Below are 25,506 nucleotides of genomic sequence, written 5' to 3'. Positions count from 1 at the left end.
AATTGGGTGCGTGCGCAACAATATATCTCTCATCCCAAGCCGGGGGCGCGACTTTAATGCCTGTTTTCCAGGGTGGTGGAGGCGGTCCACATTGAGCCGTGACGCACGCCTATGTCGCGCTTCAACACCATCGTTTGGATTCAGCGCCTTTCGCTGAAACACCTCTCCAGTGGCCTGCCGCTGCTCACTTCCGCAGCTTGACCTTCGCCGCCCCGCATTAGCAGAATCACCGGACAAGATTAGCGCGCGAACGGACACCATTAGCAGTATCTACGAACTTTAACACCTTAAGCCAGCGCACGACGTAGCGCCGCTGGTGCTCGGCCATCGGGCGGAATCCCAACGCCTCGTACGCAAGCTTCTGATGATCGGCAAGCATCTCGCTACGGCCGTCGTACAGCGAGCGTAGCGTGCCGAGGTCGGGTGGATCAATACTGAGCTGCTCGCTGAGATGTTGCCAAAGCCGTTTGGGCACCTGTTTGTACGCGTCGAGTGTGCGACCCGTCATTCGCACGAAACCCAGGTGCAGCGCGACCGCGAGGCGGTAGAGATGCGAGCGCCGTCCATCAATCAACGCGCGCTCGCGATTGGAGAACGTGAAAAAGGTGTGGAGCTCGAACTCGGTCAACTCGTGCGGGAAGTGCCGCAAGCCGAGGTACGCCAGCCGCAAGTGATCCATCGTACGCACTCCTGTGCGAAATGGACTGTGAAGCGTAGCGAGAAAAATTTCGGACGACAACCCGGTAGCGCGGCCGTAGACGCTACGCAGAGATATTGTTAAAACATTAATGAAATAATTATTAAGAGCGGATTTTATTATCATATTTCATTTCGCCTGCCTTTCAATAAATCAACAATCGTCAAATCTCGTCAGGGGTACTGCCTTCCCATGGTTCGCCATGCTAAGTTCATGCCAAACGTTTTCTGGTGGCGGCTTTCGTGCCTGCAGCGTAACCGCCAGAGAGAAACCAAGCACACCAAGAACCAAGAAAAATGCGAGCAGAGACCTTACGACAGACGTTGGCCGGGCGCCATGTCCTGCGCGAAATAGCGCGTCAGCAAGGCTGGATGAATCACCGCTTCACGGCGCTGTCCCGGATGGATAGCACAGCACGGCCGCTTTGGATGCGCGTCACGGCGATCGTCATGGTCGCGGTCACCTATTTCGCGCCGGCCGTCTTTCTCGCCGACGAAGTGGCACGTGCCGCGCCGATTGTCGATCCGCGCGCGCCGATCCCATTTCAGCCGACCATCACGCAGACGAGCGCGGGTGTGCCCGCCGTGAACATTGCCACGCCAAACGCGAATGGCGTGAGCCTGAATCAATATCAGTCGTTTGGGATCGATTCGAAAGGATTGGTGCTCAATAACAGCACGGTCGCAGGGACGCCTTTGCTGGGCGGGACGCTGGGTGCGAATCCGAATTTGAGCGGCCGATCAGCTTCGCTGATCATCAATCAGGTGACGGCAACGGGTCCGGCTGTCAGTCTCTACGGCCCATTGGAGGTGTTCGGGGCACCCGCCTCCGTCGTAATCGCGTCTCCGAATGGCGTTTCAGTGTCGGGTTTGAGCGTAACAAACGTCACCAATCTGACACTCACCACGGGTAGCCCGCAGTTTCTCACGGGCGTTGGCGGCACCGCAACCGATTTTACGCACGCAGGCGCCGTCGCATACGACGTTCGGTCCGGCAACATTTCGATCAACGGACCGGCTGGCAATGACGGCACGCCCGGCGCTGGAATCGAAGGCACGGTAGGCAATATCGACCTGATCGGCCAAAGCGTCACGGTCAACGCGCCCCTGAGAGCTGATCAGCGCATAAACGTGGTGACAGGCAACCAGCTCGTCACGCCGACGTCGTCGAATACGATCGGCATCACGTACGGAACGTCCGCAAACGGCGCGACCAACACGGCGGCTGCGATCGGCAAGAGCGTCGCGGTCGACGCCAGCCAGTATGGTTCCGTGACATCGGGCACCGTCTACATCGTGTCCACCGCAGCCGGCATGGGTGTGAACACGCAAGGTCCGCTATCGGCGACGGCCGGCAATGTGGTCGTCGCCGCGAACGGTGACGTCACGGTTGGCAAGACGTTCGCGAATCAGAACGTCACGCTGAGCAGCGCCGGCAATACGACGATTGCCGATACTGGCCTGGCGAATCAGAAATACACGGTGACCGCGAACGGCGATATCAATGCGCCGGGCTCGGTGTCGGCCGGCCAGAACGTGTCGATGACCGCCGGCGGCAATCTGAACGCCGCGTCGGTCGCCGCGAACGGAACGGCCAGCTTGACCGCGGACCAGTCGATGACGATCGGCACCCTGTCGGCGCACGATATCGCGTTACAGACGACCAACGGCGATCTGACGGTGGGTGGATTGAGCGCACCCGGAACAGTGTCGGCCAAAGCCGGTCGGGATCTGACCGTCAATGGCGCAGTACAGGGTGGCAGCACGGTGGCGCTCACAAGCGCACGTAACGCGGCCGTCAACGGACAAGTGTCGGGCGTGGGCGACACGACGATTGCGGCGCAAGCAGGTTCAGCGTCGGTGAACGGCAGCGCCACCAGCGGCAAAAACCTGAGCGTGACGTCGGGCAGCAATACGAACGTTCAAGGCACAGCCTCGTCGGTCGGCGACATGACGCTGGCCGCCAACGGCGGGGCGTTGACGACGACCGGCAACGTGGCGGCGCTCGGAGCGTTGAGTGCAGCGGGCCAGCAGGGTGTGAGCCTCGGCGGAACGGTCTACAGCGGAGGCAATGCGTCCATTGGCTCGAGCACAGGGAGTGTCGCGGTTGCCGGCGCTGTCTCGACACCGGGCGCGTTGAACATCAACGCGGGACAGGACGCGACAATCGCGGGCACGGTCCTGAGCGGCCAGACCACGACGATCACCACCGCGCGCGACGCGAACCTGAATGGCGGCCTGTCCGTCAACAATAACGGTAACGCGAGCGTGACGGCGGGGCGCGACATCAACGGCACGGGCGCGATCAGCGTCGCGAACGATACGGCACTTGACGCCGGCAACAACGTCAGCATCTCGAGCCCGATCCAGACCGGCAACAACCTGAGTGTCACTGCTGGCCAGAACCTGTCGGTTGGAGCGGTTACCGCGGTCGGCAACAGCAGGCTGAACGCGACGAACGGCAGCGCGACGCTGACCGACAATGCCCTGTCGGGCGGGACGACGACGATCACGGCCGGCACCGACGTGAATACACAGCGTAGCGTCGAGAGCCTCGGAGATCTGTCGGTCAACGCGCAAACCGGTAGTTTCACCGCGAGCGGCCCTGTCTCGACCGCCGGCAGCGCCAATCTGAACGCCGGTCAAGCCATCACCTTGAACGGCCCGACGACCGTTTCGAAGAACGCCAGCCTGACGGCGGCCAACATCGCCACGCAAAACGTCGCCGTCGGCGGCAATCTGACCGCGACGGCCTCGAACAACCTCGACACGTCCGCCGGTCAGCTCAACCAGCCCTTCAGCGCCACCGCGCCGGCACTGTCGGTGGGCGGCAACGCGACGCTGTCTGGTGCGAACGTGACGACTGCGAACGCGGTGGTCGGCGGCACGACGCAAATTACCGGCACGCAGAGCCTGACGACGGGCGGCACAGCGGCGTTCAAGGGCGACGCAACTCTTTTTGGAGGCACGGTATCGAACGTCGGTACGCAGATGGCAGCCGGCAACCTGAATGTGTCGGGCACGACCGTGTCGAACGCGGGCAGCCTGTCGTCACTGCAAACGACGACGATTAACGCCACGGACGTTACGAATAGCGGAACGGTGTATGGACCGACCGTGAACGTGACGGCAGGCAACAGCGTCACGAACGCCGGGGCGCTGATGGCGACGAACGCGCTGAACCTGACAACCGGGACGCTCAGCAACCGCAACGGCACACTGTTCGCGGGCGACGTCCAGAACCCGAGCGCGGCAACGGGCGACGTGAATATCACCGTGAACGGTGGCGCCGGCGCGTTCGACAATACGTCGGGCGTCATTTTTTCGCACCGCAACGTTACGTTCACCGCGCCCAACCTGAATTTCGATCCGCTCGCCGCCACGAGCGGCACGATGCTGGCCGGACAAACGCTGACGCTCAATCCGCTGTCGCTGACGAACACCGGCACGTGGAACCTCGGGTCCGCCAATGTTGCCGGCCAGACGCTGGTGGTGAATTCTGCGAATATCGGCAATACCGGATCGATCGTGAGCGCGGGCGACATCACGCTGAACGGCGCCACGAACAACGCGGGTTCGATCACCGGCCGCAACGTGTCGACATCGGGCAGCTTCACGAATCAGAAGGGCGCGACGTTGCACGCGAACGTCGACGCGCATCTGGATGGTGCGACCGTCAATCAGGGCACAGTCGAAGCGGCGAACGACCTTCACCTCACCGGCGCGAGTTACGACAATTCGAACAGCACGACGCAGGCCGGCCATGACATCACGGCCAATCTGAGCGGCGCGCTCACCAACGTGGTCGGCACCTTCACCGCCGGCAACGACATGACGATCCAGGCCGCGAGTGTCAACAACAACGCGGTTTCACCGAATGCAGGCAGTGCCGGCAGCACCACCACGACGATCGTCTCCGATCCGGCGCTGCTGAATTCGATCCTGCTCGGTAGCGAGACCGTCTATACCGTGCGCGACTACGGCGGCAGCGGCGGCAACCAGACGGTGGAGAGCTGGCCTGGCGCGCAAGGCCCACTGTCCGACCTCAATCCGAATTACACGACCGGCACGATTACACTGTTGCCGGCGCAGGACTTCCAGAGCGATCCGCAGGGAGCGTACTCCTACTATCCGGATTCCGGCAACCGCTACGTTGTCGATAACGCGGCGGCGCACCAAGGCTCGGGCCTGACGCAGGGCACGCCGATGGTGCTCAACCTGCCGACCATTTCGTTGACGGTGTCCGGCTCTCAAGCGGTCACGAACCCGAGCGTGATGGCTGCCGGTCACGATCTGAGTATCACCGCGAACAGCCTCGCGAACGAGAGCAGCACGATCACGGCCGGCCACGACATCAAGCTGAACGTGCAGTCGCTGGACAACGGGGCCGCACCGTCGACCACGCTCGGCAAGTCGGTCGAGCAGGTGAACCAGCAGGAACTGAACACCCTGATCGCTCAGTTGAAGAAGCTTGGCGCGATCACGATTCCGGGCTCGGGGCTGTTCTACCACACGTCCGACGGCTATGCGCTCGCACCGGATAACGTCTTTACGGTCAATAGTTCGGTCGTCGCGCCCAGTGTGACGAGTACGGTGACTCAAGCGCCGCCGTCGCCGGGCACGATCGCGGCCGGCAATAACGTGACCGTCTCGGGCGGCAACCTGACCAACGGCGGCACGATTGCAGGCCAGACCGACGTCACGATCAACGCGGCCAGCTTCACGAACCAGGGCCGCAGCACGTCGAGCCTCGTGACGAATGCGGGATGCGCGGCGGGCGTGTCGGACGCCGACTGTAACCACGGTTTCTCGACCTTCAACCCGAACCCGTACACAAGTCAGGTCTTTACGCCGGGCACGCCGAGCTATGCAACCGTGTCGGCGGGACGCAATCTGGTCATTGCCAGCAACGCGACCAGCAACAATCTCGGCCAGCTGGTCGCGAATCAGGACGTGACGATCGGTGGTGCCGGCACGAGCTCGGGCAACGCCACGCAGTCGGCCAGCGTGACGAACACGTCGGGCACGATTCAATCCGGACGCGACATCACGATTGTGACGAACGCGTTGACGAACGCCATTGCTGATCCCGTCAAGGCGCACGAGAACTACGGTGCGCAGTCGACCTACGGGTGTTCGATGACGGGCGCCACGCCGGATTGCGAGGCGATGGTCGACAACCAGTCGGGGCCGCCGTCGATCATCAATGCTGGGCGCAATCTGGCCGTCACGGCCGGCTCGATGGTGAATACCGGCAGCGTCGTGACCGCCGGGCAGGCCGCGACGATCAACCTGTCGTCGGCGAACGCGCTGACGAATCAGGACCAGGTGCTCAATGCGTACTGGCATTCGCACTCGAATGAGGTGATCAACGGCTCGTATGTTTGGCACGACAACTACGGCTGCACGGATCTGGCGAGCTGTCAGCAGATCTGGGGCAGCGCGTGGACCGGTACGAATGAACCGCTGAGCCCGCCGTCGCCGATAGGCACGATCTACGGCCTGATCCAGGCGCCGACGCTCACGGTGCAGTCGCAGGGCAACGTGGTCAACAGCGGCAACATCATCGGCAATACGATCGCGATGTCGGGCCTGCACCTGGTGAACGGCTACACGGGCAACGTGTATACGCCGCCGAGTGTCGCGCCGACGCAGGTCGTGTCGCTCGCACCCTTGGGTGTGCCGGCCGTGGCCGCGACGGCACAGGGCGTCGCGGGCCAGGCGGCGACCGCGGCCGCGCAAGCGTCGAACGTCAACGGTCGGCCAACCGGCCCCATCCAGAGCGGTATTCAAGGTGCCAAAGTCGGCAAGCCGGGTGCGCCGAGTGGCGCGTCGGTGCAGACGATCGCTGGATCGTCGTCGTCCGTTGCCTACCTGATCAACAACCCGGCCGCGCAGGTCGTCGGCGGGATCGGGCCGTCGTATCTTCTCAGCCAACTGCCGATCAACCTGCAGCCGGGCAGCGTGCCGTTCTACTACGACCCGTTCGACGAGAACCAGGCGCTCCAGACAGCAGCGCTCCAGCGTCTGGGCAAGGCAAGTTTCATCGACGGCTTGTCGTATGACAACAAGTACCAGACGACGGTCGTCGATCAGGAAAAGTATGCGCTGTACGCGAACGCGATCGACTACGCGAAGGCGCACGACCTGAAGGTCGGCGTGGCGTTGTCGGATGAACAGCTGGCGCAGCTCGACAAGCCGATGCTCTGGTACGTCGAGCAGGCGGTGCCGCAGCCGGGATGTACGGCCACGGGGGGAGCAGTGTGCCCGACGGTCGACGCGCTGATGCCGCAGGTGTACTTGCCGCAGGGTTATGCGGCGATGAGCACCGACGGTGTGATCAGCGGCCACGACGTGACGCTGGCGTTCCACGATGCAAGTCGTCCGGACGACATCACGAACACGGGTTCGATCACGGCGACCGGTACGCTCTCGACGCCGGACGCGCGCATCACGAACCTGGAGCGCTCGGTCGACATCGGTTCGTACTACGCGGATGCCGGCGACGACGGCTACACGCGCACGACCGGCACTACCCTGCAGCAGGGTGGTTTCATGAGCGCGGCGAACTTCGCGAACAACGCCGCGATGATCAACAACATCGGCGGCCAGATTCAGAAGGTCGGCGCGAATGGTGCGATCGATCAGGCGGGGACAGCTGCGGAGCTCGCGCAGCTCAAATCGCAGCTCGGCGGCAACTTCCAGCAGAGCACGGTCAGCGACCACCTGAACAGCGAGTACCAGTCGGACGGTCACAATGGTGGCGTCGCGATGGTCTTCCAGGCGGCGATGGCTGTTGCGTTCTCGTATGTGCTCGGCCCGATCGGCGGTGCGCTCGCGACGTCGATCATGCAGCAGGAGATCGCGAACGGAGGCGTGAGCCTCGGTGCGCTTGCAAAGGCAGTCGGCACGGCATACCTGACGCAGTTCGCAGATTCCGCGCTGAACCTGAACGGATTCAACAACCTCGGCAATGGCGCCGTCGCAGCGGACACGACCGTAACGCTGGAAAACCTAGGCAACACCGCAGCAACGATTGCTCAGCGTGCCATCGTAAATGGCGCGATCACCACCGCAATCAATGGTGGCAGCTACGGAACCGCGATGTTGACGAGCACCGTCAACGACGTCGCGGCGGTCGCCAACAATGCAATCGGGTTGGGGTCGACGAATACCGATTCGCTCATCGCGAAGGACACGCTGGGCTTTGTACTGGCGCATGCTGTCGTTGGTTGCGCCACGGGGGCCGCGCTGGGCCAGGGGTGCGGTGGAGCGGCGATCGGCGCGGCGACGAGCGCCGTGCTTGGGTCGATTCTGGTGGATCAGGCCGGCGGATTGCAGAATCTGCGCCCCGATCAGATCGCAGCGATCGTTACGGCGACGACACTGCTGGGCGGACTCGCAGCGAACGCCGCCGGACAAAACGGCATTGCCGGCGCGAATGCCGCGACGAGCGAAGCGATCAACAACGCGACCAATCCGGAAGACATCGCTCATGGCAAGGATCTGCTTCCGCTCGAAGCTGGCGTGGGCAATGGAGTCGGTGGCCTGAGCGGTGGTGGTGCTGGCGGCACGATGACGACAGGCGAGGCCGCGGCGGCGTTCGAGAAAGGGGTTGTTGATTCCGTCGAAGGCACTTTCGCGAGACTCGAAAACCTCGGCGCAGCGATCGAGAGCCGGATCAGCTCGTTCACGCAGCGCTACCTTTCGGAATCTGGCGGTCGGTGGGGTACCTCCTCCACACGCCAGCTAAATTATGATGTTGGGCAGTCTTTGAAAACTAACGACTATCGTATTACGGGCGGTGGCGGTGTGAGATCGGAGGAGTATATTTCTGGCCCTGGTCCGGGGTCAAAGGGAAGTACTTACGTAGACATTACGGCGGAACCAATCAGCGGGGTTGGACCGAAGGTGCGAGTGCAAACTATTTCGACGCAATCCGATGGCATCACGCCAACGCCGTCAGAGGCCGCTGCGGCAGCACGTATTCGAGCGACCTTTCCGGACGATAAGTTGATCTTGATTCCCAAAGGTGCTACGCAGCCGCAGATCGATCAAGCTATCAAACAGGGCTTGGGAAGATGAAGAGAATCCATTTTTTTGCAACAAGAGACGATCTTGATGCGATTATAGATTTTGTTGAGGATCGACAAAAACTCAAATATATATTGATTGATCACTTTCTCCATGAAAAGTATGGAGATAAGATTCCAATTTACGAATCGGCAAAAAATATTGTCGACTTGGGCATTGCTGCGAAAAATCAAACAGGAAGCTGCGAGCGATACCTGGTAGTCGGCCGTGATGTTGCGGTGACTCCGCGAACTGAGTTGTATGGGAGTAATTTACCCGGAGGCGGCAGGCGAATTACATCGTATGATCCTGGGGACTGCCTTGAGGGAGTCGAGTTCAATGCCGGTGGATTTTGGCATGATGGGACGCTAATTAACGGACTCATTCAGACGTGGTCGGACGATCCAGCTGCCCAGAAATTAATGAGGCAATTTGCATCCGCTATTAAGAAGCATTTTCCGGTAAAGATCAATGTCTTTTGGGTTGGTCCTAAAGCCCTTGAATATCTTGAAAATGGTGGGCGTCTGACTCAGAGTGTAGCGGCCGGCCCCGAATTCGATTTGAAGCTTCCCAATACTTGATCGGATGCGTGAAGCACAAGCCGGTGCAAAGGATAACGACGCCGAGGGCAGAAAATGGAGAGGATGATTTTCCGGCGAGCATTTGTGCTGGTATGGGCCGGTGCGACTTGTTCCGCCTACGCGGCCGGCATCGTCCCGGACGGCCAGACCGCGACATTGGTGGCGACCGGGGCAACCGGACACCAGATCGTTAACATCGCGCCCGCCACTGGCGGCGTTTCGAACAATACCTATTCGTCATTCAACGTCTCGAAAGCTGGTGCCGACCTCAACAACGTCGGCATCAACGCGCGCACGATCGTCAACCAGGTCACGAGCACGAACCCATCGCTGATTCAGGGCAACGTCAATGTGCTCGGCCCGCGCGCGAACGTGATCCTGGCGAATCCGAACGGGGTCACGGTCGATGGTGGCAGCTTCACGAACACGGGTCACGTCGTGCTGTCGACCGGACAGGTGAGCTTCAACGACCTGACGCTTGCACCCGGCGTCATGCAACGCAATGTGGTGCTGACGACCGACCGCGGCGCCATCACGATCGGTCCCGGCGGCCTGTCTGGCACGCTGGTGAACCTCGACTTGATTGCAAAGCAATTGAGCATCAACGGGCCGGTCACGAACGACTTTACGAGCTCGACGAGCGGCATCCGCGCGATTGCCGGCGATAGCACCGCAACCTACGACACCAGCTTTTCCCCGTCCGACAACGGCCACGATTGGCTGATTGGCACGTCGTCGCCAAGTACAAAAAGCAATGCCGTTGCCGTCGACATTACGGCGGCCGGCGGCCTGACGGCCGGCCGCGTGCAGTTGATCGTCACCGACCAGGGCGCAGGCGTCCACAGCCTCGGCAAGATCTACGCGAACGCCGGCGACGTCATCGTCACGGCAAACGGGGACATCGCGATCGCGGACGGCTCGGTAAAGGCTGAACGGGACGTCGCGCTCGCGACCGCCGGTACGGTGTCGCTGCAAGGCGCACAGGTGATCGCCGCGAACAACGTGAACGTTCAGGCCGGCAACATCGCGCTGTCCGACGACGCTACCAGCCCCACGACCGTGAGCGCCGGCAACACGGTCAATCTGACGAGCAGCGGCGCGATCACCAACACCGGCAGCCTGATCCAGGCAGGGACCACGGCGAGCGACGGCACCACAACCGGCGGCGACGTGATCCTCACCGCAGCAGGCGACATCACGAACCGCTCGAGCGCAAACAATCTCGGGATCGTGTTTGCCGCCAACGGCCAGACCAAGCTGACGGCGGGCGGCAACATCATCAACGACAACGCCCGCATCCTGTCGAACGACGCAGTCAGCCTCACCGCGGCCGGTGACGTGCAGAACATCATCGACCATACGGGTGGCACGAACGGCGGCCAACCCGCTGCGTATTCCGACCGCGGCGGCAGCTTCCTGTTCTTTACCCATACGACGAGCGGATTCAATGTCGATTACGGCACGGTCAGCAACCCGGACCAGCTCGCCTATATCGCGGCTGTCCACGGGCCGGTGACGATCACGAGCCGCAACTTCACGAATGCCGGCGGGATCGTTCAATCGAACGACGGCGACGTCAACATCACCGCGCAGAACGCCTTCACGAACGCTGCTGTCTTCACCGGCCAGGCGAGCTATACGCGCAGCTGCTGGATCTTCTGTCACGCCGACGCGTCGAGCAACGTCACGCCGTACGGCGGCACGATTCAGGCGGGCGGCAACATCGGCATCAAGGCCGGCACGGTCGCGCGTAACGTCGGCGGCAACGTCTTCGCGAACGGTGACATCAAGGTCGACGCACCGATCACGTATGCGCAGGGCGTGACTGGCTATTCGGCGATCAACCAGCACCGGGGTTTCAAGGCGTTCTTCGGCAGTACGTGGGCGCAGATCATCGCGATGGACGTCGGTGGCGGTTTCAGCGCGAACGGCAGCGTGACGCTGACTGGCGACGGCGTGATCGATGGCGGTTCGTTCAGCGGCGGCAAGGGTGTCACGGCGGCCGGCGGCATCACGACCGTACGCGCGCCATCGCGCACGCCCGTCCAGATCGACCAGCATCTGGGCCTGACGACGTGGTGGTGGCGATGAGGTCCAGTCCCACCATGATCTTGCTGCTGTTGATCTCCGTCGCATTGCTGACGACGCTGATTATCGTGCTTAAGACGTCACCGCCGCTGTCCAGCAAGACCGTTGCGCCGGCCGGCGCACCTCACCACGCCCAGAAAGAAAAATGATGCTGAATTCGTTCAAGCGATGGCTGGGTGCGCTTCCGGCTGTGGCGGTCATGCACACGCCCGTATTTGCCCAGACGCCTCCAGCGCCGACCGCTCGCCCGGTGCAGGATCCGGCGCAACTGATCATCGAGCAGCAGCGCGAGCAGGCCCGGCAACGGCAGCTCGAGCAACCGCCGGCGTCGATCACGATCGAGCCGACGCCTGAGACGACGCTCGACATCCCGGTGGATACGCCGGTCGACTCCATTGTCGAAACGGGGCCGACCTTTGCCGTGAAGCAGATAGTGCTGCAGGCCCCCGACAGCAAGCCGTTCGAGCCGCCTCGCGGGATCTCGGCCAAACAGCTCGACGCGATTGTCGCGCCGTTCGCGAACCACGAGCTCGGCTCGCACCGCATCAATTTGCTGCTCAAGCGCATCACGGACGTTTTCGTCGAACACGGCCTCGTGACGACGCGCGCGCTGCTCGGCCCGCAAAACCTTGCCACCGGCACGCTGAAGATCACGATTCAGGTCGGCACCATCGAGGCCTTCACGGTCAACGGCAAGCCGGTTCACCGGCTCAAGGCAGGCGAGTCGTCGGCGGGCGGCGGCTGGCTTACCGACGCCGGTTACGAGAATGCGTTTCCGACGGCGTCCGGCGAGCCGCTGCGCCTGTCCGATATCGACCAGGGCGTCGCGCAGATCAATCGCCTGCGCCGCAACCAGGCGACAGTCCAGATCCTGCCCGGCCAGAATCCCGGCGAATCGATCGTCGACATCGGCAACAAGCCGGGCGATCGCCTCTACTACACGTTGGGCGTCGACAACTACGGCAGCTCGGCGACGGGCGTCACGCGCTATCGGGCCGGTGTCGAGGCCGACAACCTGCTTGGCCTGCAGGAATCGCTGAGCGTGAATTTCCTCGACAGTCTGGACAGCAATGCGATCGTCGGCTCGTTCGCAATCCCGTTCGGTCGCCATACGTTCAGCTACACGATTTCCGACTCGGAATACCAGCAGGTGATCGGCACGACCGCGCTCGAATACGGCCGCACACTGTCGCACATCTTCGGCTGGAACTACCTGGTCAGCCGCAGCGTCAGCGACATCACCAGCGTGGACGCCACAGTATCGTGGCGGCGCACGGACCGCGAAGTCAACGGCATCGATCTCGATCCGCAGCGCGTCGCCGTGTTGCGTCTGGCCGGCAACTGGCTACACAAGTTCGTGATGAACGACGCACAGGGCAATTTCACGGCCAACGCCGGCCTGTCGCAGGGCTTGCCGTGGTTCGGCGCGAATCATGATCCGCATGGCATCACGCGCGAAGACGCACACAGCCAGTTCACGAAGGTCGATGCGACGGCGGCATTCACGCTTCCGTTGCCGAAGCTAGGCCCGGCGATGCTGGCCTATCGCGGTACGGTGGGCGGCCAATACACCAACGTCGCATTGTTCGGCTCGGAACAGTTGTATCTGGGTGGCATGGACACGATACGCGGCTTCCGCTCGGGCGAGATCGCCGGCGACCGAGGGCTCTATTCGCGTAACGAAGTCGCATGGGTGAACGCCTCGGCCTGGAAGGACGGTCGAATCGAACCCTACGTATTCGTCGACGCGGGCAAGGCGAACCTGGTCGCGGTCCCCGGGTTTCCGACGCTCGCCGGCGCGGGCGCCGGGCTTCGTGCGCAATGGCAGTGGCACAAACAGATGCTGTCGGGCGAACTGTTGGTCGGGCGTGCGCTGACGCAGCCGGCCGCGCTGGGCCCGAAAGCGACCCTTGTACTTGGAACCTTGAATTGGACAATGTGATGCACATCCCGCACTGGAAGTCATTTATCGCCGCATCCGCACTTTATTTGGGCATGGCCTGCGTCGCGCAGGCGCAAGCGCCTGCTTCGTCGGCGGCGTCGGCTGGCACCGTGGCCACCGTCAACGGTACGCCGATCACGCAGGCGGAAGTCGATGCGATTCTGCGGGCGTCGCGCCAGCCGGACACGTCGCATGTGCGCCAGGCGATCAAGAATCAGCTGATCGCCCGAGTACTGATCCAGCAGGCCGCGGAGAAAGCGAACTACGGCAGCAAGCCGGAAGTGCAGGCGGCCATGCAGGTGGCGAAGGCGAACGCGGAGACGCAGCTGTACCTGAAGGACAATGTGAAGCCTGCACCGGTAACCGATTCGGACATCAAGGCTCGCTACGACGAGATCGTGGCGTCGCTCGGCAAGGACGAGTACAAGCCGCGGCTGATCGTGGTCAAGGACGCCGCGACCGCCGCGACGGTGCTGAGCGAACTGAAGGCGGGCAAACCGTTCGACGGTCTTGCGCGGCAATACAGCATTGCGCCGAGTCGCGACGCCGGCGGGGAGCTGCCGTGGGTGAGCTTCAAAACGCCGGCAACGGAAGGCAAGACGTCCGGCTTGCCGGTGGCGATCGCGCGGGCGCTCGAGAAATTGCCGATCGGCGCGGTCACGCCCGAGTCGATTCCGGTCGACGGCGCACGGGCGATCGTGAAACTCGACGCGAAGCGACCGACGCAGGTGCCGGCCTTCAACCAGGCACAGGCGACAATCCGCCAGCAGCTTGAGGCACTCGCGCTGGAAAAGGCGAGCGCGCAGTTCGTCGGCGGCCTGTTGAAGAGCGCGACCATCCAGCAGTGATCGCAAGGAGATTTGCATGGCAACCCACATGCCGCACGAGGCGCGCATTTCACCGGAGCAGATGTCGCCGCTTGTTCAGGCGTTCCTGGGCGAGATAGGCCGCAGCGGCGTGTCGGATACCGCCTTTAAACTGGCGCTGCTGATGGTACCGATGCTCAGCTTCGGATCGTGGCAGACCGTGTTTCTGCGGGACGTCGCGAAGCGTGCGGGCATTTCCCGGGCCGAGGCCTACGTCGCAGTCGACGAACTGATCAGCGCTGGTGTGCTCGAGCGACGTTTGTCGGGATTTGCCGCCCGCAAAATACAGGCGTTTCGACTTTGTGAGCGATGTCAGGCGGCGAACTTAAACCTTTCGTTGCCCCACCGCCCACGCGAACGGCGGTCGGAATTGCGTGCACCCTTCCTCGATACCGAATACTTTCGTGAGCATGGTTGAAAATCGCCGGAAGGCGCCTTGGTGGGGCGGGCAACCGCCGAAGCTGGCCGGCGTGTTCTGGCTCGACAGCAGGCAACGGGCATGGCTGAGTCGTCTGCGTGCGACATGGGGCGATGAGGCGGTAATCCAGATCTACGGCGGGTGGGTGCGACTGCATGCCGATGGGTGCGACTGGCGCTTTGCCAGCAAGGATGAACTCCGTTCCGCGACGCTGCGCCGTCAGCGTCAAAGGCAATCAGCAACATATTGATTGGTAAGCAAATTATTTTGGGGGTGGACCGCCAAGCCTTATCGCGCCTAGATGGTCCTACACCTGTAAAACGCACCAAAATCAAGGGGACCCCGAGGCGGCCGCCGCGGCACGCGCAGCGCTCGTCTCGTTGCCGGCCGACGACGACACGCCGGCCGGCTGGCTGGCTGCTCGAGGTGGTCGGCAAGGGGCAACAAACAACGCCGCGTGCCGATCAGCGACGCGTGCGTCGACGCGTTGACACGTACGGCTCCGATCACGGGCAGTATTTCGACGCAGTCGACGCGGTGAGGCCACTGATTGAGCCGCTGGTGGTGCCGCCGATGCCGCATGCGTGATATTGGGCGAAGAGGCCGGCCGCGACTATTCGGTGCGCGGCGCGCGCTGACTTTCGCAGTGGGCGATCGGGCAGCTGCTCAAGGTGATGCCGGATCTGTCGGAGGCCGAGAGGCGTAAGCCGGCCGGCACGTCGCCGCATGCGTTCCGGTATGCAGTGGGCACCCAGATGCTTGCAGCCGGCGTCGCGCCCGAGGTTGTGCAGCGCAAGCTTGAGCACGCGTCGCTCGGCGCCAAGCGCTATACGTGTCACCGTAGGAAGCGCGGCTGCGCCGCGAGGCCGCGAAGTATCACGCGCGTCTCTCGCGCCGCATGTGATCAGCGCTGGTGGGCGACGATGAGCAATCGTCAAGTAATCCCGATGACTCGAAGTGCTTTGCCCATGCTCGCACATGACCGCCCCCTAGCACCGTCAACACGCATATTGAAATGTTGCGTCCGTCTCAGAACTATGTTCGTCCGGAGGTTGAGACAGAGGAAATCAATACTGCTCCGCAGGATGTTTTGTGGCCGTCGAACGATGCAAAGCTTCCTTCGACGTCGACGCTCGCGTCCCCCTCGACGATCACGCATTCACCATGGATAGGGCAGGTGCAGCGATCGCCGACTCGTGCGACAGGTCGCCCCATGACCTCGCTGTTGGCGGCACCTGACTCGACGCGCCCGCCGTGGCTATGTACGTCGCCCACACGAATAATGCCGCGCATGGTAGTTCTTGCTCCTGTTTCAAAACCGCGCAAACCATACTGCACCATTGTCCCCCGTCCCGGCCGCGAGACAATTCGCCCCGCGTTCGTGTTAGTTCAAGCGCGCGTTTTGAATCGTTTGAACAGACCCACGATGATCAGGACAAAGCCAATAGCCGCGATAAGGACCGGCACGGATATCACAAAAGTCACCTGTGCGTCGCTCTGAATCTGAAACTTGTCAAATACGCCTATGGCCAGAGCAACGATAGCGAAAGAGAAAAGACCAATTCCCCCGACAAGCAATATTCCGCCCCACCCCAATAGGTTACGATGAGGAGAAGGCCTGTACGTCCCCGGTTCCATTGTGCACCCCTCTATGAACAAGACGGACGAAACGCCAACCAGTGGGTCGCATTCGCCAACCGAAGCAAAGCATCATCCGCGCGCCTAGAAGCTATAGCCTTGCCCATACCGGCTGTAATCGACGTCGTGGCGCTTTCCCCACCAAGGCAGATAAGCACTGCCTTCGCCAGCCGCGCGGAACCACGGCTTCTTGGGATCGACCGGATTCAGCTTCGTCGGCTGGACAACAACGACCGCTGTCGGGCGAACAGGATCGGTCGTGCCGGCCACCAAGGTATTGCCACCGAGATGGTTGGCACGACCGATCGCGAGTGCCACGTCCGTCAACGCGGTCCCGGCACCCATCTCGCCAAGCAGCGCGGGCGTATTGAACGTCTGCTTCTGGTAATCGTATTCCGGCAGCACCTCGGTCAACGTCTGCGACAATGCACCGAGGCGGGCAGACGCGGCGTCGCTGCCTTTGCCGGCATCATGAATCACATAATGCAGATCGGCCGTCGACACGCCTGCGTTATGCGCGGCCTGTTCGATGGTTGTTTTCCACGCCTGGACCGAGCGCGTCGTGCCGGCCTTCTTCTCGAAGTCATTCACATTGGCGACAGCCGCCCGGCCAATCCACGCGAGTGGTTCTCGCTCGGTCTTGAAGGCCGGCCCCGTGAGAACGAGCAACACCATGTTCTCGTTCATCTGGTTGTCTTTCGGCGGAAAACTCGGCGCATCCCAGTTCATCACCCACACGCTCTGGTCGGGATGCGCTTCCAGAAATTCAAGCGCGCGGTTCAGCGAGGTAAATCCAGCGTTTGGCCCACCCGGGGTGATATGGACATCTGGCGGAACGTTCTTGCTCCAAAGAGTCGGCGCATCCTCATTGCCGATTTCAAACATCGACACAAAGTCTTTCACCAAGAATTGCCGAGATTCTTCCGGATCGAGGCGCTTTTCAGGAATGGCGAACTCGATATGGGTACCCGCGAGCTCTCGCCACCCCGTCCGATCCTTCGAGTGGACGTTGTAGAAGTACGCTGGGCTCATCACATAGATTTCGCCGAACAACGTCAGAAGCTTGTCGACGTATTTTTCGTAGAAGCCATCAAACGTTTCGCGGCCGTTGTTGCCGTAAGCGACGCCCGCGACCGGCTGGAGCGTGGTGAAGCTCTTTGGATCTTCCTTCACCATGTCATCGTTTTCGTTCGGCTGAACGAGTCCCATCGTCCACAACAGCTGCCATTCTGTCGGATAGTCGCGTCGCTGCAGCGGATTGAGCCACGCGAGTCCGACCACCTGGGCCCGGAATGGTTGATTGGGTACTGGCGCGGCCACTGCCACGCTCGAGCTCGTCGCCGCCGCCGCGGTCTTCTCTCCGCCAGACTTTCGAAGACCCGCCCAGAGCGCCAACACGGCGACCACGACCAGAAGCGGCAACACAATCAATCGTTTCATCCATTCCTCAACCGAGAGCGGCTGCGGCGCAGCCTGCTGAGCATGATACGTCCACGTTGCGGTGACCGCGACAGACACGATCAGAATGGCAAGTGCGACGCCAAGACGTCGCGGCCAAGTCGAAGGGAGTGTACTCATAGGAATTGCGCTACCTCGAGGAACATTCCGCCGTCGCGCTCATCCTGGATCTTCTTTGGCATGTGCGCCTCGGAATCCGTCTTGATCCAACGCGAAAGAAACTCGTTGTTCATTTTTCCTCGGTTGAAGTATTCCGCGTATTTTTTGTGCGGATTGGATTTGTCAAGTCCACCTCCAAACCGCCAATCTGCCTCAAGGCGCAATGCAGTCCAGTCATCGGGGGTTAGCCGGCACACGCCGATCGCGACATCGTAGGCAAGCGCGTGCTCCGCATGATCCGCATTCGTCATGATGGTCGAGTGGTTCGTCGGATTGTTCTTTTCGGTTTTACCCAGGTAGCTCGTCACGGTGGCGCTCGAATACTGCTTGGCCTTACCGCCCGCGTTGAAACCCGGTTGTTCCGAGACGACATTGCCGTCCGCGTCGATTAGTGCACTGTTTCCTTGCTCCCTGTGGCGAACCGTTTGGCGAACGACCGCATGCATTTCGTACCGCAGATCCGCTTCACTGTCCTCGTTGCCGATCGGCGTCGCACCCTTGTAGTCGTCGATTGCATCGCCCGGTTTTTTTTCGGATGCGGACTTATGTTTGTCTCGCGCGGCTGCGGTCGGGTCATTGCCCTCATTGAAGAGGCTGGTTGCCGCCGGGCCGTCGTGGACGGGTGCGATTGGCTTGCCGTACTTCATTGCCACCGGGGTGAACTGGTGATCCAGTTTTGGGGCGTCGATCGGAATCGCCCACCATTCCGGAGGAGTCGCATTGACTGCGATTCCCGCCATGTTGATGATTGGGCCCAAGCCCCGCATCTGCCAAATACCGATCATGTCGCGAAGGTTGGTCCGGCTTGTCAACGACTTGATGATCGAGAATTTCGCTTTGGGCGATGGGGGATACCAGAAGCCTTGCGTTTTTCCTTTCTGGTAGCGCCAGTCATTCTTCGTGTAATCGTAGTACCCCCCGGGGGCTTGACCGACAAGGTAGCCCGATGCAAACACCCGCTGAGTGAAGCAATCAGCGCCGCCCGTGACTTCTATCTCGTAAGCGGTCAAGCCGCGCCAGCCGATCCCCTGCACGGTCGTTGCTGAGACCACTTGATCGTGCGGGCAGCAGTACAGGGTGACGCGGCCATATGTCCGATAGGTGTTACCGTAGCCAGCCGGCGTCATGGTTGTTTGCCCCCAGACCTTGAGGCCATGTGCTTCCCGATCGGCGACCGCAGAATAGGATTTGCCGGACGCGGATGTGCGCGTGTTAGCCATTTCCTCATCGATATCGGCCGGTGTCGGCTCGAGAGCGGCCCGCGCGCGGATGATGTCGAAGAAATTCGACAACGTGTGCACGCGCGCTTCCCACGTTTGGCGGCCGCGCCAGCCCTCTGAGTCCTTCACGCCACGTTGCGCCCAAGAATCGGTTCCGAGCTTAGCGACCAAACTGTACGGCGCGTTGGCGAGGACATAGGCGTCGGCTACGCAACGCCCAGACTTTCCCTGGCCGTCCTTTACATCCGGCAATTGGTCACCCAGAAAGGCGGCTGTGAGCCCGACCATATTGCCCTGGCTATGACACACCACCGTGATCGGGCAATCCGCCTGCTTCTTGCGAATCGACTCGATCAACTTCGCCAGACGCAGCGCAGCCATCACCCCGTATTGGCGCGAAGGCGTCGAGTACACCATGCGCGCGTCGACCGGGTTCATATCCTGAATGGATAACCACAGGAACAAGCGATCGTTGACACCGGCATTCCACAAATCCGGCAGGCTCGAGCAGCCATTCGCGAACGGGCCGCCACCCCAGTAATTCTGTTCGTTCAGGAAAATGCTTCCGCCGAACTCCTGCAGCTCTTCCTTGTTCGCCTTATGCCCCCAGCGGAAATGGATCACCGGTGACCACGATGGATCGGGCTGCACATAGGTTTGCGGTGTCATCTTCGGATTGATGAACCCATCTTTCGTCAGAGACTTGATGTAAGTAGCCGGGGTGAGTTGCCCCCCGTCCGGTCCTTTGAACATCATTTGGTCATCGAGCCGCCCGAGGCGCCGGTTCAGGCCGCGGCACAACCCTTGCTCGGCCGGCCCGAACCACTCACCCTCGGAGTTGACGCCGTGCACGAAAATCACGACGCCGGGTAGCGGCATCGGTTTGACGGCAATCAGCTTCTTCTGTTTGTCGGGCAGCACCGTGCCTTTGGCGCTCGCGACTGGACTGCGTTGTGATGTGGGCATGATCGTACCTTGTCGCGCGTTTAAGCGTCTTTCTTGAAGAACTTCACGACGACCTGTTCGAACTGGTCGTGATCGATCGGAGCCATCGTGCCGGCGCTGTCCGTTTGGCCGTTTACGATTTCGCCGTTTGCCTTGTGGATTTCGCCGACGTAGCCTTCGATCGGATTGCCGTCGGACGCTCGAACCAATTGGGGCACGCGCCCGAGCGGCGCATGATCGAACTTCGGCATGTCGGTGCTCATGCTGGCCGGCCCTTGCCACGAGTGCCCAGCCGATTTCACCGTGAACTTGCCTGGACACCCCAGCTCGATATCGCTGCCCTGCAGCTTTAGGTAGGCGCCCCCGGACGTCGTGAAGACCACCTGATCGTTCGCCATGCCTGTGAGCTTGCCGGCGGCGGCGGTGAACTGGATGTTCTTCGCGGAGTCGATATGCGTGTCATCGTTCTGGCTCTGCAGCATCACCTTGCCCTGATTCGCGATCGCCGAGACGCCATCGCTGTGGGCGAACATCGCGACACCGCGGCCGCCATGCAGGTTGATGCGCTGGCCACTGGTCAACTGGACGTGTTGCTGCGCGACCTGGTCGATGTTTTCGCCGGCATACGTCACATGCGTCTTCGGGGTGACCGCGACCGAGCCGGCCTGCGCGCCGAACGCCATCAGCGCCTGCGAGCCGCCTGCGGCGCCAGGTCCGCTTTCCGATGCTCCACCGGCTGGCGCCCAGCTCTTGAACGCCGCGGCGATCGCCTGCTGGCCGGCCGTATCGGTCGCCTGTCCACCATGCTCGCCCGCATAATCACCCAGCGACTTGAACAGCTCCGTGCACTCGCCGAGCAGCTGCAGTAGCTCGTCGCGGTCAAGCTGGCCTCCGCTTGCCTGCGAGCGTGCGTAGGTCGTCAGCAAGATCCCCTGCGCGGCCCGCAGCGCGGCCGCCGCGTCGGTACGCAGCTCGGCGCCTTCGCCACGATCTTTCCCGTGGCCGTCCTGGCGCGGCTGCGTCAGGTAGCCCAGATTCAACTGGGAATGCGCATGCTCGCTCGCTAACTGGCTGGAAATTTGGCCCGGCGTGTCGTCGAGCCGCAACTGGTTATAGCGCTGGCCTTTGATTTCCTTCGTCTTGATTCCTGACACATACCGGTTACCCGGCAGCGAACCGGTGTGCGTGAACGCCGCTGGCGGATTCGCACCGTTCCCGAGGACCGCGATGATGACCAACCGATCGGGATCACCACCGATCGCGCCGAGCAAAACCTCCATTCCGACGCGCGGAAGGAACGACGCGCCGAATTGCATGCCCGCTAGACTCGATGCCACACGGATCGGTGCGCTGTCTCCGGCATTGTCGTTCGTACCGGCTCCTTGTGCATGCGCGTGGTCTGCGGGATCCAGGCCGTGGATCCGCACATAGACCCGGCCGAGCTCGTCGCTCACAACTTCGTCGCCGTCGCGTGTGACGATCACGCCCGTCAACAGGTGGACGGGCGGGAGGTCGAGCTTCGGATCGTACGCCGGCGTGATCGGTGTGCCGCGGCGCACGCAGGTGAAGGTGTTCTCGTAGCGCGTATCCGATTCGGCGGAAGAGGGCGGCAACTGTGCAGGCGAAGGAGATGCAAGGTTCCTGCTTGCCGCGAACAGCATGTGCACGCGTTCCGTCAGCCCTTTCGGCAGGTTGTTCGAGACGTCGTGACGAATCGACGTGATGACGAACTGCCGCTTATCAGGCGACTGCATGTCCAATTCCGGATCGCCCGTCAACGTAATCCACGTCCCGACGGCGAGGTCGCGAACGCCACTCGCGCCGTCGTACTGCTCGGCTTCGAACTGATGCGCGAGCATTCTGGCGCGAGTGAGGCGCTCGTGATCGTCCCAGGAGTCCCCGGCGTGCGGGATATCGATCGCCACGTCCGTCAGGAGCGTCGCCAGGTCGTTGCCAGCCTCGCCCTGATCGACGCCACCGAGTACGGTCGATTCGTCAATACGGGCCTTCTTATAGTCCCACGATGGGCGGCTGGCTGCGCCCGGCACCAGGCGCGCGTGCAATGCGAACAGCGTGACAGTATCGCGCTCTTCGGTGCCGGCATCGCGTGGGTGAAGACGTACCGTCCCGGCCGGCGCTTCCTGCAGCGAGTCGGGATTGTCGCAACACACCAGCGTGTGGACCGGTGTGTCGTCTTGTGCGCTCGAGGTGCCCTTTACGGGGCCGGCCTTCACGAAAATCGAGATCCCTTCGCGGCGCAACAGACGGCGCACAAACGCGGTGTCCGACTCATTCACCTGTCGAGTCAATTCGCGGGGCGGATAGCGATCGCGATTCAGAAAGGACAAGTCAAACTCAAACGCGTGGGCGAGGGCGGGGCTGCGCTGCCGCCACTCGCTGAACATCACTGCCAGGACGTCGACAACGCTTTGCTTCCGGAATACACGCGAGTTTGTGCGTTTGTCCATCAGCGAGAGGGCGTCGACGATCGTCAACTGGTACACGCACAGTTCGCCATCGCTTTGGCCGATCTGCACGTTCTGGATAATGGCGTTGATCACGTGCAGCTGGCCGCGGTCGGTCACGAGTCGCACCGAGACCGGGACGCCAATAAACAGCCGCGGCGACAGGTCGTGTCGCGTCGACACACAGGTGAGATGTCCGAGGATGCCGGTCATCAAACCCTCATGAATGTTTGCGTGCTGAAGCGCCAGCAAGCGCCCTAATGTCCCTTGCAGCCGCCCGAAATTCAACGCGACCGGTCGCCGATTCCAGTCGACCGCGCCCGACGCGAAGCTGCTGATTGTTTCGCTGATGCTCACTTCGGCCCTCTCTGTTTCTTGTTCAGATCTTGCGAGGCAAGACCTCTGACGTTCGTTCGAGACTGCGCGCTGCGTCAGAGGATCAAATCGCGCGACACGAAGTGCCAGCGCGCTCCTTCCGGGTCGTACAGCGCTAATTGTTCGGCGGCACCCGCCGGTACAACAGTCGGCTCGATAGCGTCGAGCGCAGTGACCGCCCGTCGCAGCGCGGCGGCTTCTTCAGCCGGCGAGGCAACCCAACGACGCACGATCTGCAGGGTGTCGCGCCAGGCGAACAGACCAGCGCGCTCGTGCAAACGATCAAGCACCGCCAACGTGCCAGTTTCGATCACCATCACGTCCGGTGTTTGTCGCCGCCTTCGCCACTGTCCGGCCTGCGCGCGAGCCGCACGGATCAGTCGGCCATCTTGGTCGGAAACAAGGCGGCTTTCATGCGCCAGCCAAGCAACGTGCAGCGAGAGTGGCCGTTGACGAAAGCAACTTGAGTAGAAAATCGCTGACGGCAAGCGACTCGAGCGGAGCACCGCGGCAACAACGTCCGGATTTCGTCGTTGCAAAAACACCATGTCCAGCAGTGCATCGAAAGGCGACAAAAAACAGCGGACTGCCGGGCCGAAGCGTGACGAATCGGCCAGAACAGACGTCACCTTTTCGCACGTTGGCGTCGTCAGAACAAAAACGGGCTGTTCCTGATTCGCCGCCGCGGTGCCGTCGAAACGATGGGCTGCGGAGGTCATCAATGCATGTGAAATCCGGCTATTAAATCATACGACGATTCGGCCAATACATTCTAGGCGGTCTGCTCAATACAGATCGTCAATGAATGTTACGTCGCAGCCTCAGGTTGCCCGTGCCGGCCGGGGGGCAATGCCATGCTCATCTCACAGCCGTGGCCCCGACCGACCTTCGCGGTAGCCAGTCGACCCATGCGATCGACGCGATGAAGACGCGCGGTAATCTCGATCGCCATTCCCGGTTGCGTTCTCATCTGCGCCACCCTCTGGTCGCCAATACGCTACGCCGACTGCCCATGCGCTTTGCGAGCGCGCATGCCCACCGCGCGAATCCGGATGCGCGATACGCTGACGATCGCCGTGCACTTCCTGCGCCTGAAACCCGGTAGCCTGCGGCGCGACGTGCACGCGGGCGCCGCGGCGGGGAGGGCTATGGAAATGCCGACGCCCGAGGCGGTGCCCGTCGCGGTGGATCCGGACGCGGTTTACAGCGAGCGCGAGCTCGGCGCGCTGTACGTCGAGACCTATCCGCCGGTCTCGTCAACCGCGATCGAGCGCAAGGTCGCGCGCAATCGCCGGCCGCGCGACCGGCAAGACGCGGCGCTTGCGCGCATGGAGGCCAGTCTCGTCGGGGCGCCGCGACCCGAGCACATGCTCGACGATTGGTTCGACGCCAAGCTCGTCGCGCGGCTCGCGGCCGCCAGCGCGACCACCTTCGCCGAGCTGCTTGCGCTGATCCGCGCGCGGCGCCTGCGCTGGTTCCGTGCGGCGCAGCGTCTCGCCGGTTATTCGCCACGCGCGGCACGCCGGGTCGTCACGCGCACGCTCGAGCGCCTGATCGACCAACTGCCGGACCTCTGGCATGTGTCGCTGCAGACCACAACGATCTATGTGACCACGGAACAGAAACGGGCGCGACCGTAAAGCGCGAGGTATCACACTCGCCCGCTGGTGCGGCAGGCGGATCGATAGCGACTGAACCCATGGTCGAGCGTAGTCGGGGTACACGATCGCATGCACGGTCGTAGGTTGCACGACGATCGTCGCATTGCTACGGTTGAGGATCGTAAGCTTCGAACTGGGTTTGCCCGAAAAGAGGAAATGATATGAATCAACTAGCACGGTCGTCGTGGCGCTCCAAGACATTGAGAATTGGCGGCCGTCTGATCGAATACGACGAAGCGCGGGTAGGCCCCGATTTCGCCGCGCGGATCGAAAGACTGGATTACGCCGTGAGAAGGTTCACAGGTGCGATCAGCGATGAGGTGTCACGCGATAACGTGATCGGGGCTGCGCGAGCGGTGATGGTCGAGTTTGACTTGACGACGGATTTTGTGAAGGAATCGACGCGTTACTCAGCACCGGCGAAGGCAGCGCCGCTCCGTGTGACGATGGAAATTGCACGGGCGCTCATGGACTGCTTTGCTGGGACACTGGAGCCTAAAGACGGGAATCGGCTTGGCGACGAGCTAAACCAGAAGACTTTCCACTTTTACGATGCGGTGGCCGATCACCGCCGCACGGACAGTGCGCTCTGGGACCTCAGGTTCTATGACTGGGCACGCCTGAGGGATCTGACCTGGGTAGATCCGCACGCGTATCGTGGAGATGAACGCGAGTCGATTTTTTCAGCGAGTGAACTTGCCGATTTCTTCTCGGAGTATGAGGCTCGGTTCTTGCGACGCATGCTCGAATCCGAGCGGCGCCCGCGTTATGACGGGCAGATGCTGATGAGCCTGTCCGATCCGCTTGCCAACGCCGAGCTCTATGACTTGATCCAGGCATGGAGACTGAGGCCGAGCGAGATCAGGTCGATCGACGAGAATGGTGCCGGTGGCGCGCCGAGCTGAGCATCTACGTCAACGA

At 61.9% G+C, this 25,506-nt stretch carries 15 protein-coding genes and 1 pseudogene; 10 read left to right on the top strand and 6 right to left on the bottom strand.

The genetic code is table 11. From position 1 onward, the window contains the following. Positions 1-286: 286 nt before the first annotated feature. Positions 287-679, bottom strand: a pseudogene (locus KY49_RS13370) (DUF4158 domain-containing protein); the annotation flags it as partial. A 389-nt stretch (positions 680-1,068) separates the two neighbouring features. Here KY49_RS13370 and KY49_RS13365 point away from each other — a divergent pair. From KY49_RS13365 to KY49_RS38130, 8 genes are read left to right on the top strand one after another with little or no spacing between them, the layout of a single operon-like run. After that, positions 1,069-8,781: a two-partner secretion domain-containing protein gene (locus tag KY49_RS13365; RefSeq protein ID WP_082062349.1), complete on the top strand. Its 7,713-nt coding sequence runs from the start codon at positions 1,069-1,071 to the stop codon at positions 8,779-8,781. Further along, a complete protein-coding gene (locus KY49_RS37205) occupies positions 8,778-9,350 on the top strand; it encodes a hypothetical protein (RefSeq protein ID WP_156162503.1) in 573 nt (190 codons plus the stop codon). The genes KY49_RS13365 and KY49_RS37205 overlap by 4 nt, the downstream gene beginning before the upstream one ends. Positions 9,351-9,404: 54 nt before the next feature. Then, on the top strand, positions 9,405-11,441 hold the full coding sequence (locus KY49_RS13360; RefSeq protein WP_042585126.1) for a two-partner secretion domain-containing protein: 2,037 nt from the start codon (positions 9,405-9,407) through the stop codon (positions 11,439-11,441). 14 nt (positions 11,442-11,455) lie between these two features. Continuing rightward, the gene (locus KY49_RS38960) at positions 11,456-11,587 is read left to right on the top strand and encodes a hypothetical protein (protein ID WP_269433289.1); all 132 of its coding nucleotides are present in this window, start codon (positions 11,456-11,458) and stop codon (positions 11,585-11,587) included. A gap of 50 nt (positions 11,588-11,637) precedes the next feature. Beyond that, positions 11,638-13,380, top strand: coding sequence for a ShlB/FhaC/HecB family hemolysin secretion/activation protein (locus KY49_RS13355; protein ID WP_042585261.1), 1,743 nt, complete (start codon positions 11,638-11,640; stop codon positions 13,378-13,380). Between the two features lie 53 nt (positions 13,381-13,433). Further along, the gene (locus tag KY49_RS13350; protein ID WP_231636418.1) at positions 13,434-14,228 is read left to right on the top strand and encodes a peptidylprolyl isomerase; all 795 of its coding nucleotides are present in this window, start codon (positions 13,434-13,436) and stop codon (positions 14,226-14,228) included. A gap of 16 nt (positions 14,229-14,244) precedes the next feature. Beyond that, positions 14,245-14,664, top strand: coding sequence for a hypothetical protein (locus KY49_RS13345; RefSeq protein ID WP_052495659.1), 420 nt, complete (start codon positions 14,245-14,247; stop codon positions 14,662-14,664). Beyond that, the gene (locus KY49_RS38130; RefSeq protein WP_197083580.1) at positions 14,651-14,914 is read left to right on the top strand and encodes a hypothetical protein; all 264 of its coding nucleotides are present in this window, start codon (positions 14,651-14,653) and stop codon (positions 14,912-14,914) included. The genes KY49_RS13345 and KY49_RS38130 overlap by 14 nt, the downstream gene beginning before the upstream one ends. 785 nt (positions 14,915-15,699) lie before the next feature. On the opposite strand, the gene KY49_RS35505 is transcribed toward KY49_RS38130, so the two are convergent. The 5 genes from KY49_RS35505 to KY49_RS37200 all read right to left on the bottom strand — a co-directional run bounded on the left by KY49_RS35505 (position 15,700) and on the right by KY49_RS37200 (position 23,646). Further along, positions 15,700-15,957, bottom strand: coding sequence for a PAAR domain-containing protein (locus tag KY49_RS35505; RefSeq protein ID WP_082062348.1), 258 nt, complete (start codon positions 15,955-15,957; stop codon positions 15,700-15,702). A 429-nt stretch (positions 15,958-16,386) separates the two neighbouring features. Continuing rightward, on the bottom strand, positions 16,387-17,880 hold the full coding sequence (locus tag KY49_RS13335; RefSeq protein WP_042585123.1) for a hypothetical protein: 1,494 nt from the start codon (positions 17,878-17,880) through the stop codon (positions 16,387-16,389). After that, on the bottom strand, positions 17,877-20,105 hold the full coding sequence (locus KY49_RS13330) for a T6SS effector phospholipase Tle3 domain-containing protein (protein WP_042585122.1): 2,229 nt from the start codon (positions 20,103-20,105) through the stop codon (positions 17,877-17,879). Before KY49_RS13330 ends, KY49_RS13335 begins: the two co-directional genes overlap by 4 nt. Positions 20,106-20,125: 20 nt before the next feature. Next, complete coding sequence (locus KY49_RS13325; RefSeq protein ID WP_042585121.1) at positions 20,126-22,906, bottom strand: type VI secretion system Vgr family protein; 2,781 nt, start codon at positions 22,904-22,906, stop codon at positions 20,126-20,128. A 74-nt stretch (positions 22,907-22,980) separates the two neighbouring features. Further along, positions 22,981-23,646 carry a hypothetical protein gene (locus KY49_RS37200; RefSeq protein ID WP_157651376.1) on the bottom strand — a complete coding sequence of 222 codons (666 nt, stop codon included), beginning with the start codon at positions 23,644-23,646 and terminating at the stop codon, positions 22,981-22,983. Positions 23,647-23,976: 330 nt separating this feature from the next. Here KY49_RS37200 and KY49_RS13315 point away from each other — a divergent pair, with 330 nt between their 5' ends. Beyond that, positions 23,977-24,564, top strand: coding sequence for a phage integrase family protein (locus tag KY49_RS13315; RefSeq protein ID WP_042585120.1), 588 nt, complete (start codon positions 23,977-23,979; stop codon positions 24,562-24,564). 182 nt (positions 24,565-24,746) lie between these two features. Then, positions 24,747-25,490 carry a hypothetical protein gene (locus tag KY49_RS13310; protein ID WP_156162501.1) on the top strand — a complete coding sequence of 248 codons (744 nt, stop codon included), beginning with the start codon at positions 24,747-24,749 and terminating at the stop codon, positions 25,488-25,490. The last annotated feature ends 16 nt before the right edge of the window (positions 25,491-25,506 follow it).

The sequence above is a fragment of the Burkholderia sp. MSHR3999 genome, from assembly GCF_000833595.1.
GTDB lineage: Bacteria > Pseudomonadota > Gammaproteobacteria > Burkholderiales > Burkholderiaceae > Burkholderia > Burkholderia ubonensis.
Note: the sequence above shows the minus strand (reverse complement) of the source record. Positions and strands in the feature narration are given on the sequence as shown.

Excerpts from the sequence above, each read along its gene's own strand:
- KY49_RS13330 (WP_042585122.1), bottom strand. The coding sequence starts at position 20,105 with ATGCCCACATCACAACGCAGTCCAGTCGCGAGCGCCAAAGGCACGGTG.
- KY49_RS37205 (WP_156162503.1), top strand. The coding sequence starts at position 8,778 with ATGAAGAGAATCCATTTTTTTGCAACAAGAGACGATCTTGATGCGATT.
- KY49_RS13345 (WP_052495659.1), top strand. The coding sequence starts at position 14,245 with ATGGCAACCCACATGCCGCACGAGGCGCGCATTTCACCGGAGCAGATG.
- KY49_RS13360 (WP_042585126.1), top strand. The coding sequence starts at position 9,405 with ATGGAGAGGATGATTTTCCGGCGAGCATTTGTGCTGGTATGGGCCGGT.
- KY49_RS13355 (WP_042585261.1), top strand. The coding sequence starts at position 11,638 with ATGCACACGCCCGTATTTGCCCAGACGCCTCCAGCGCCGACCGCTCGC.
- KY49_RS13350 (WP_231636418.1), top strand. The coding sequence starts at position 13,434 with ATGGCCTGCGTCGCGCAGGCGCAAGCGCCTGCTTCGTCGGCGGCGTCG.
- KY49_RS38960 (WP_269433289.1), top strand. The coding sequence starts at position 11,456 with ATGATCTTGCTGCTGTTGATCTCCGTCGCATTGCTGACGACGCTGATT.
- KY49_RS35505 (WP_082062348.1), bottom strand. The coding sequence starts at position 15,957 with ATGCGCGGCATTATTCGTGTGGGCGACGTACATAGCCACGGCGGGCGC.
- KY49_RS13335 (WP_042585123.1), bottom strand. The coding sequence starts at position 17,880 with ATGAGTACACTCCCTTCGACTTGGCCGCGACGTCTTGGCGTCGCACTT.
- KY49_RS13315 (WP_042585120.1), top strand. The coding sequence starts at position 23,977 with ATGCGCGATACGCTGACGATCGCCGTGCACTTCCTGCGCCTGAAACCC.
- KY49_RS13310 (WP_156162501.1), top strand. The coding sequence starts at position 24,747 with ATGAATCAACTAGCACGGTCGTCGTGGCGCTCCAAGACATTGAGAATT.
- KY49_RS13365 (WP_082062349.1), top strand. The coding sequence starts at position 1,069 with ATGAATCACCGCTTCACGGCGCTGTCCCGGATGGATAGCACAGCACGG.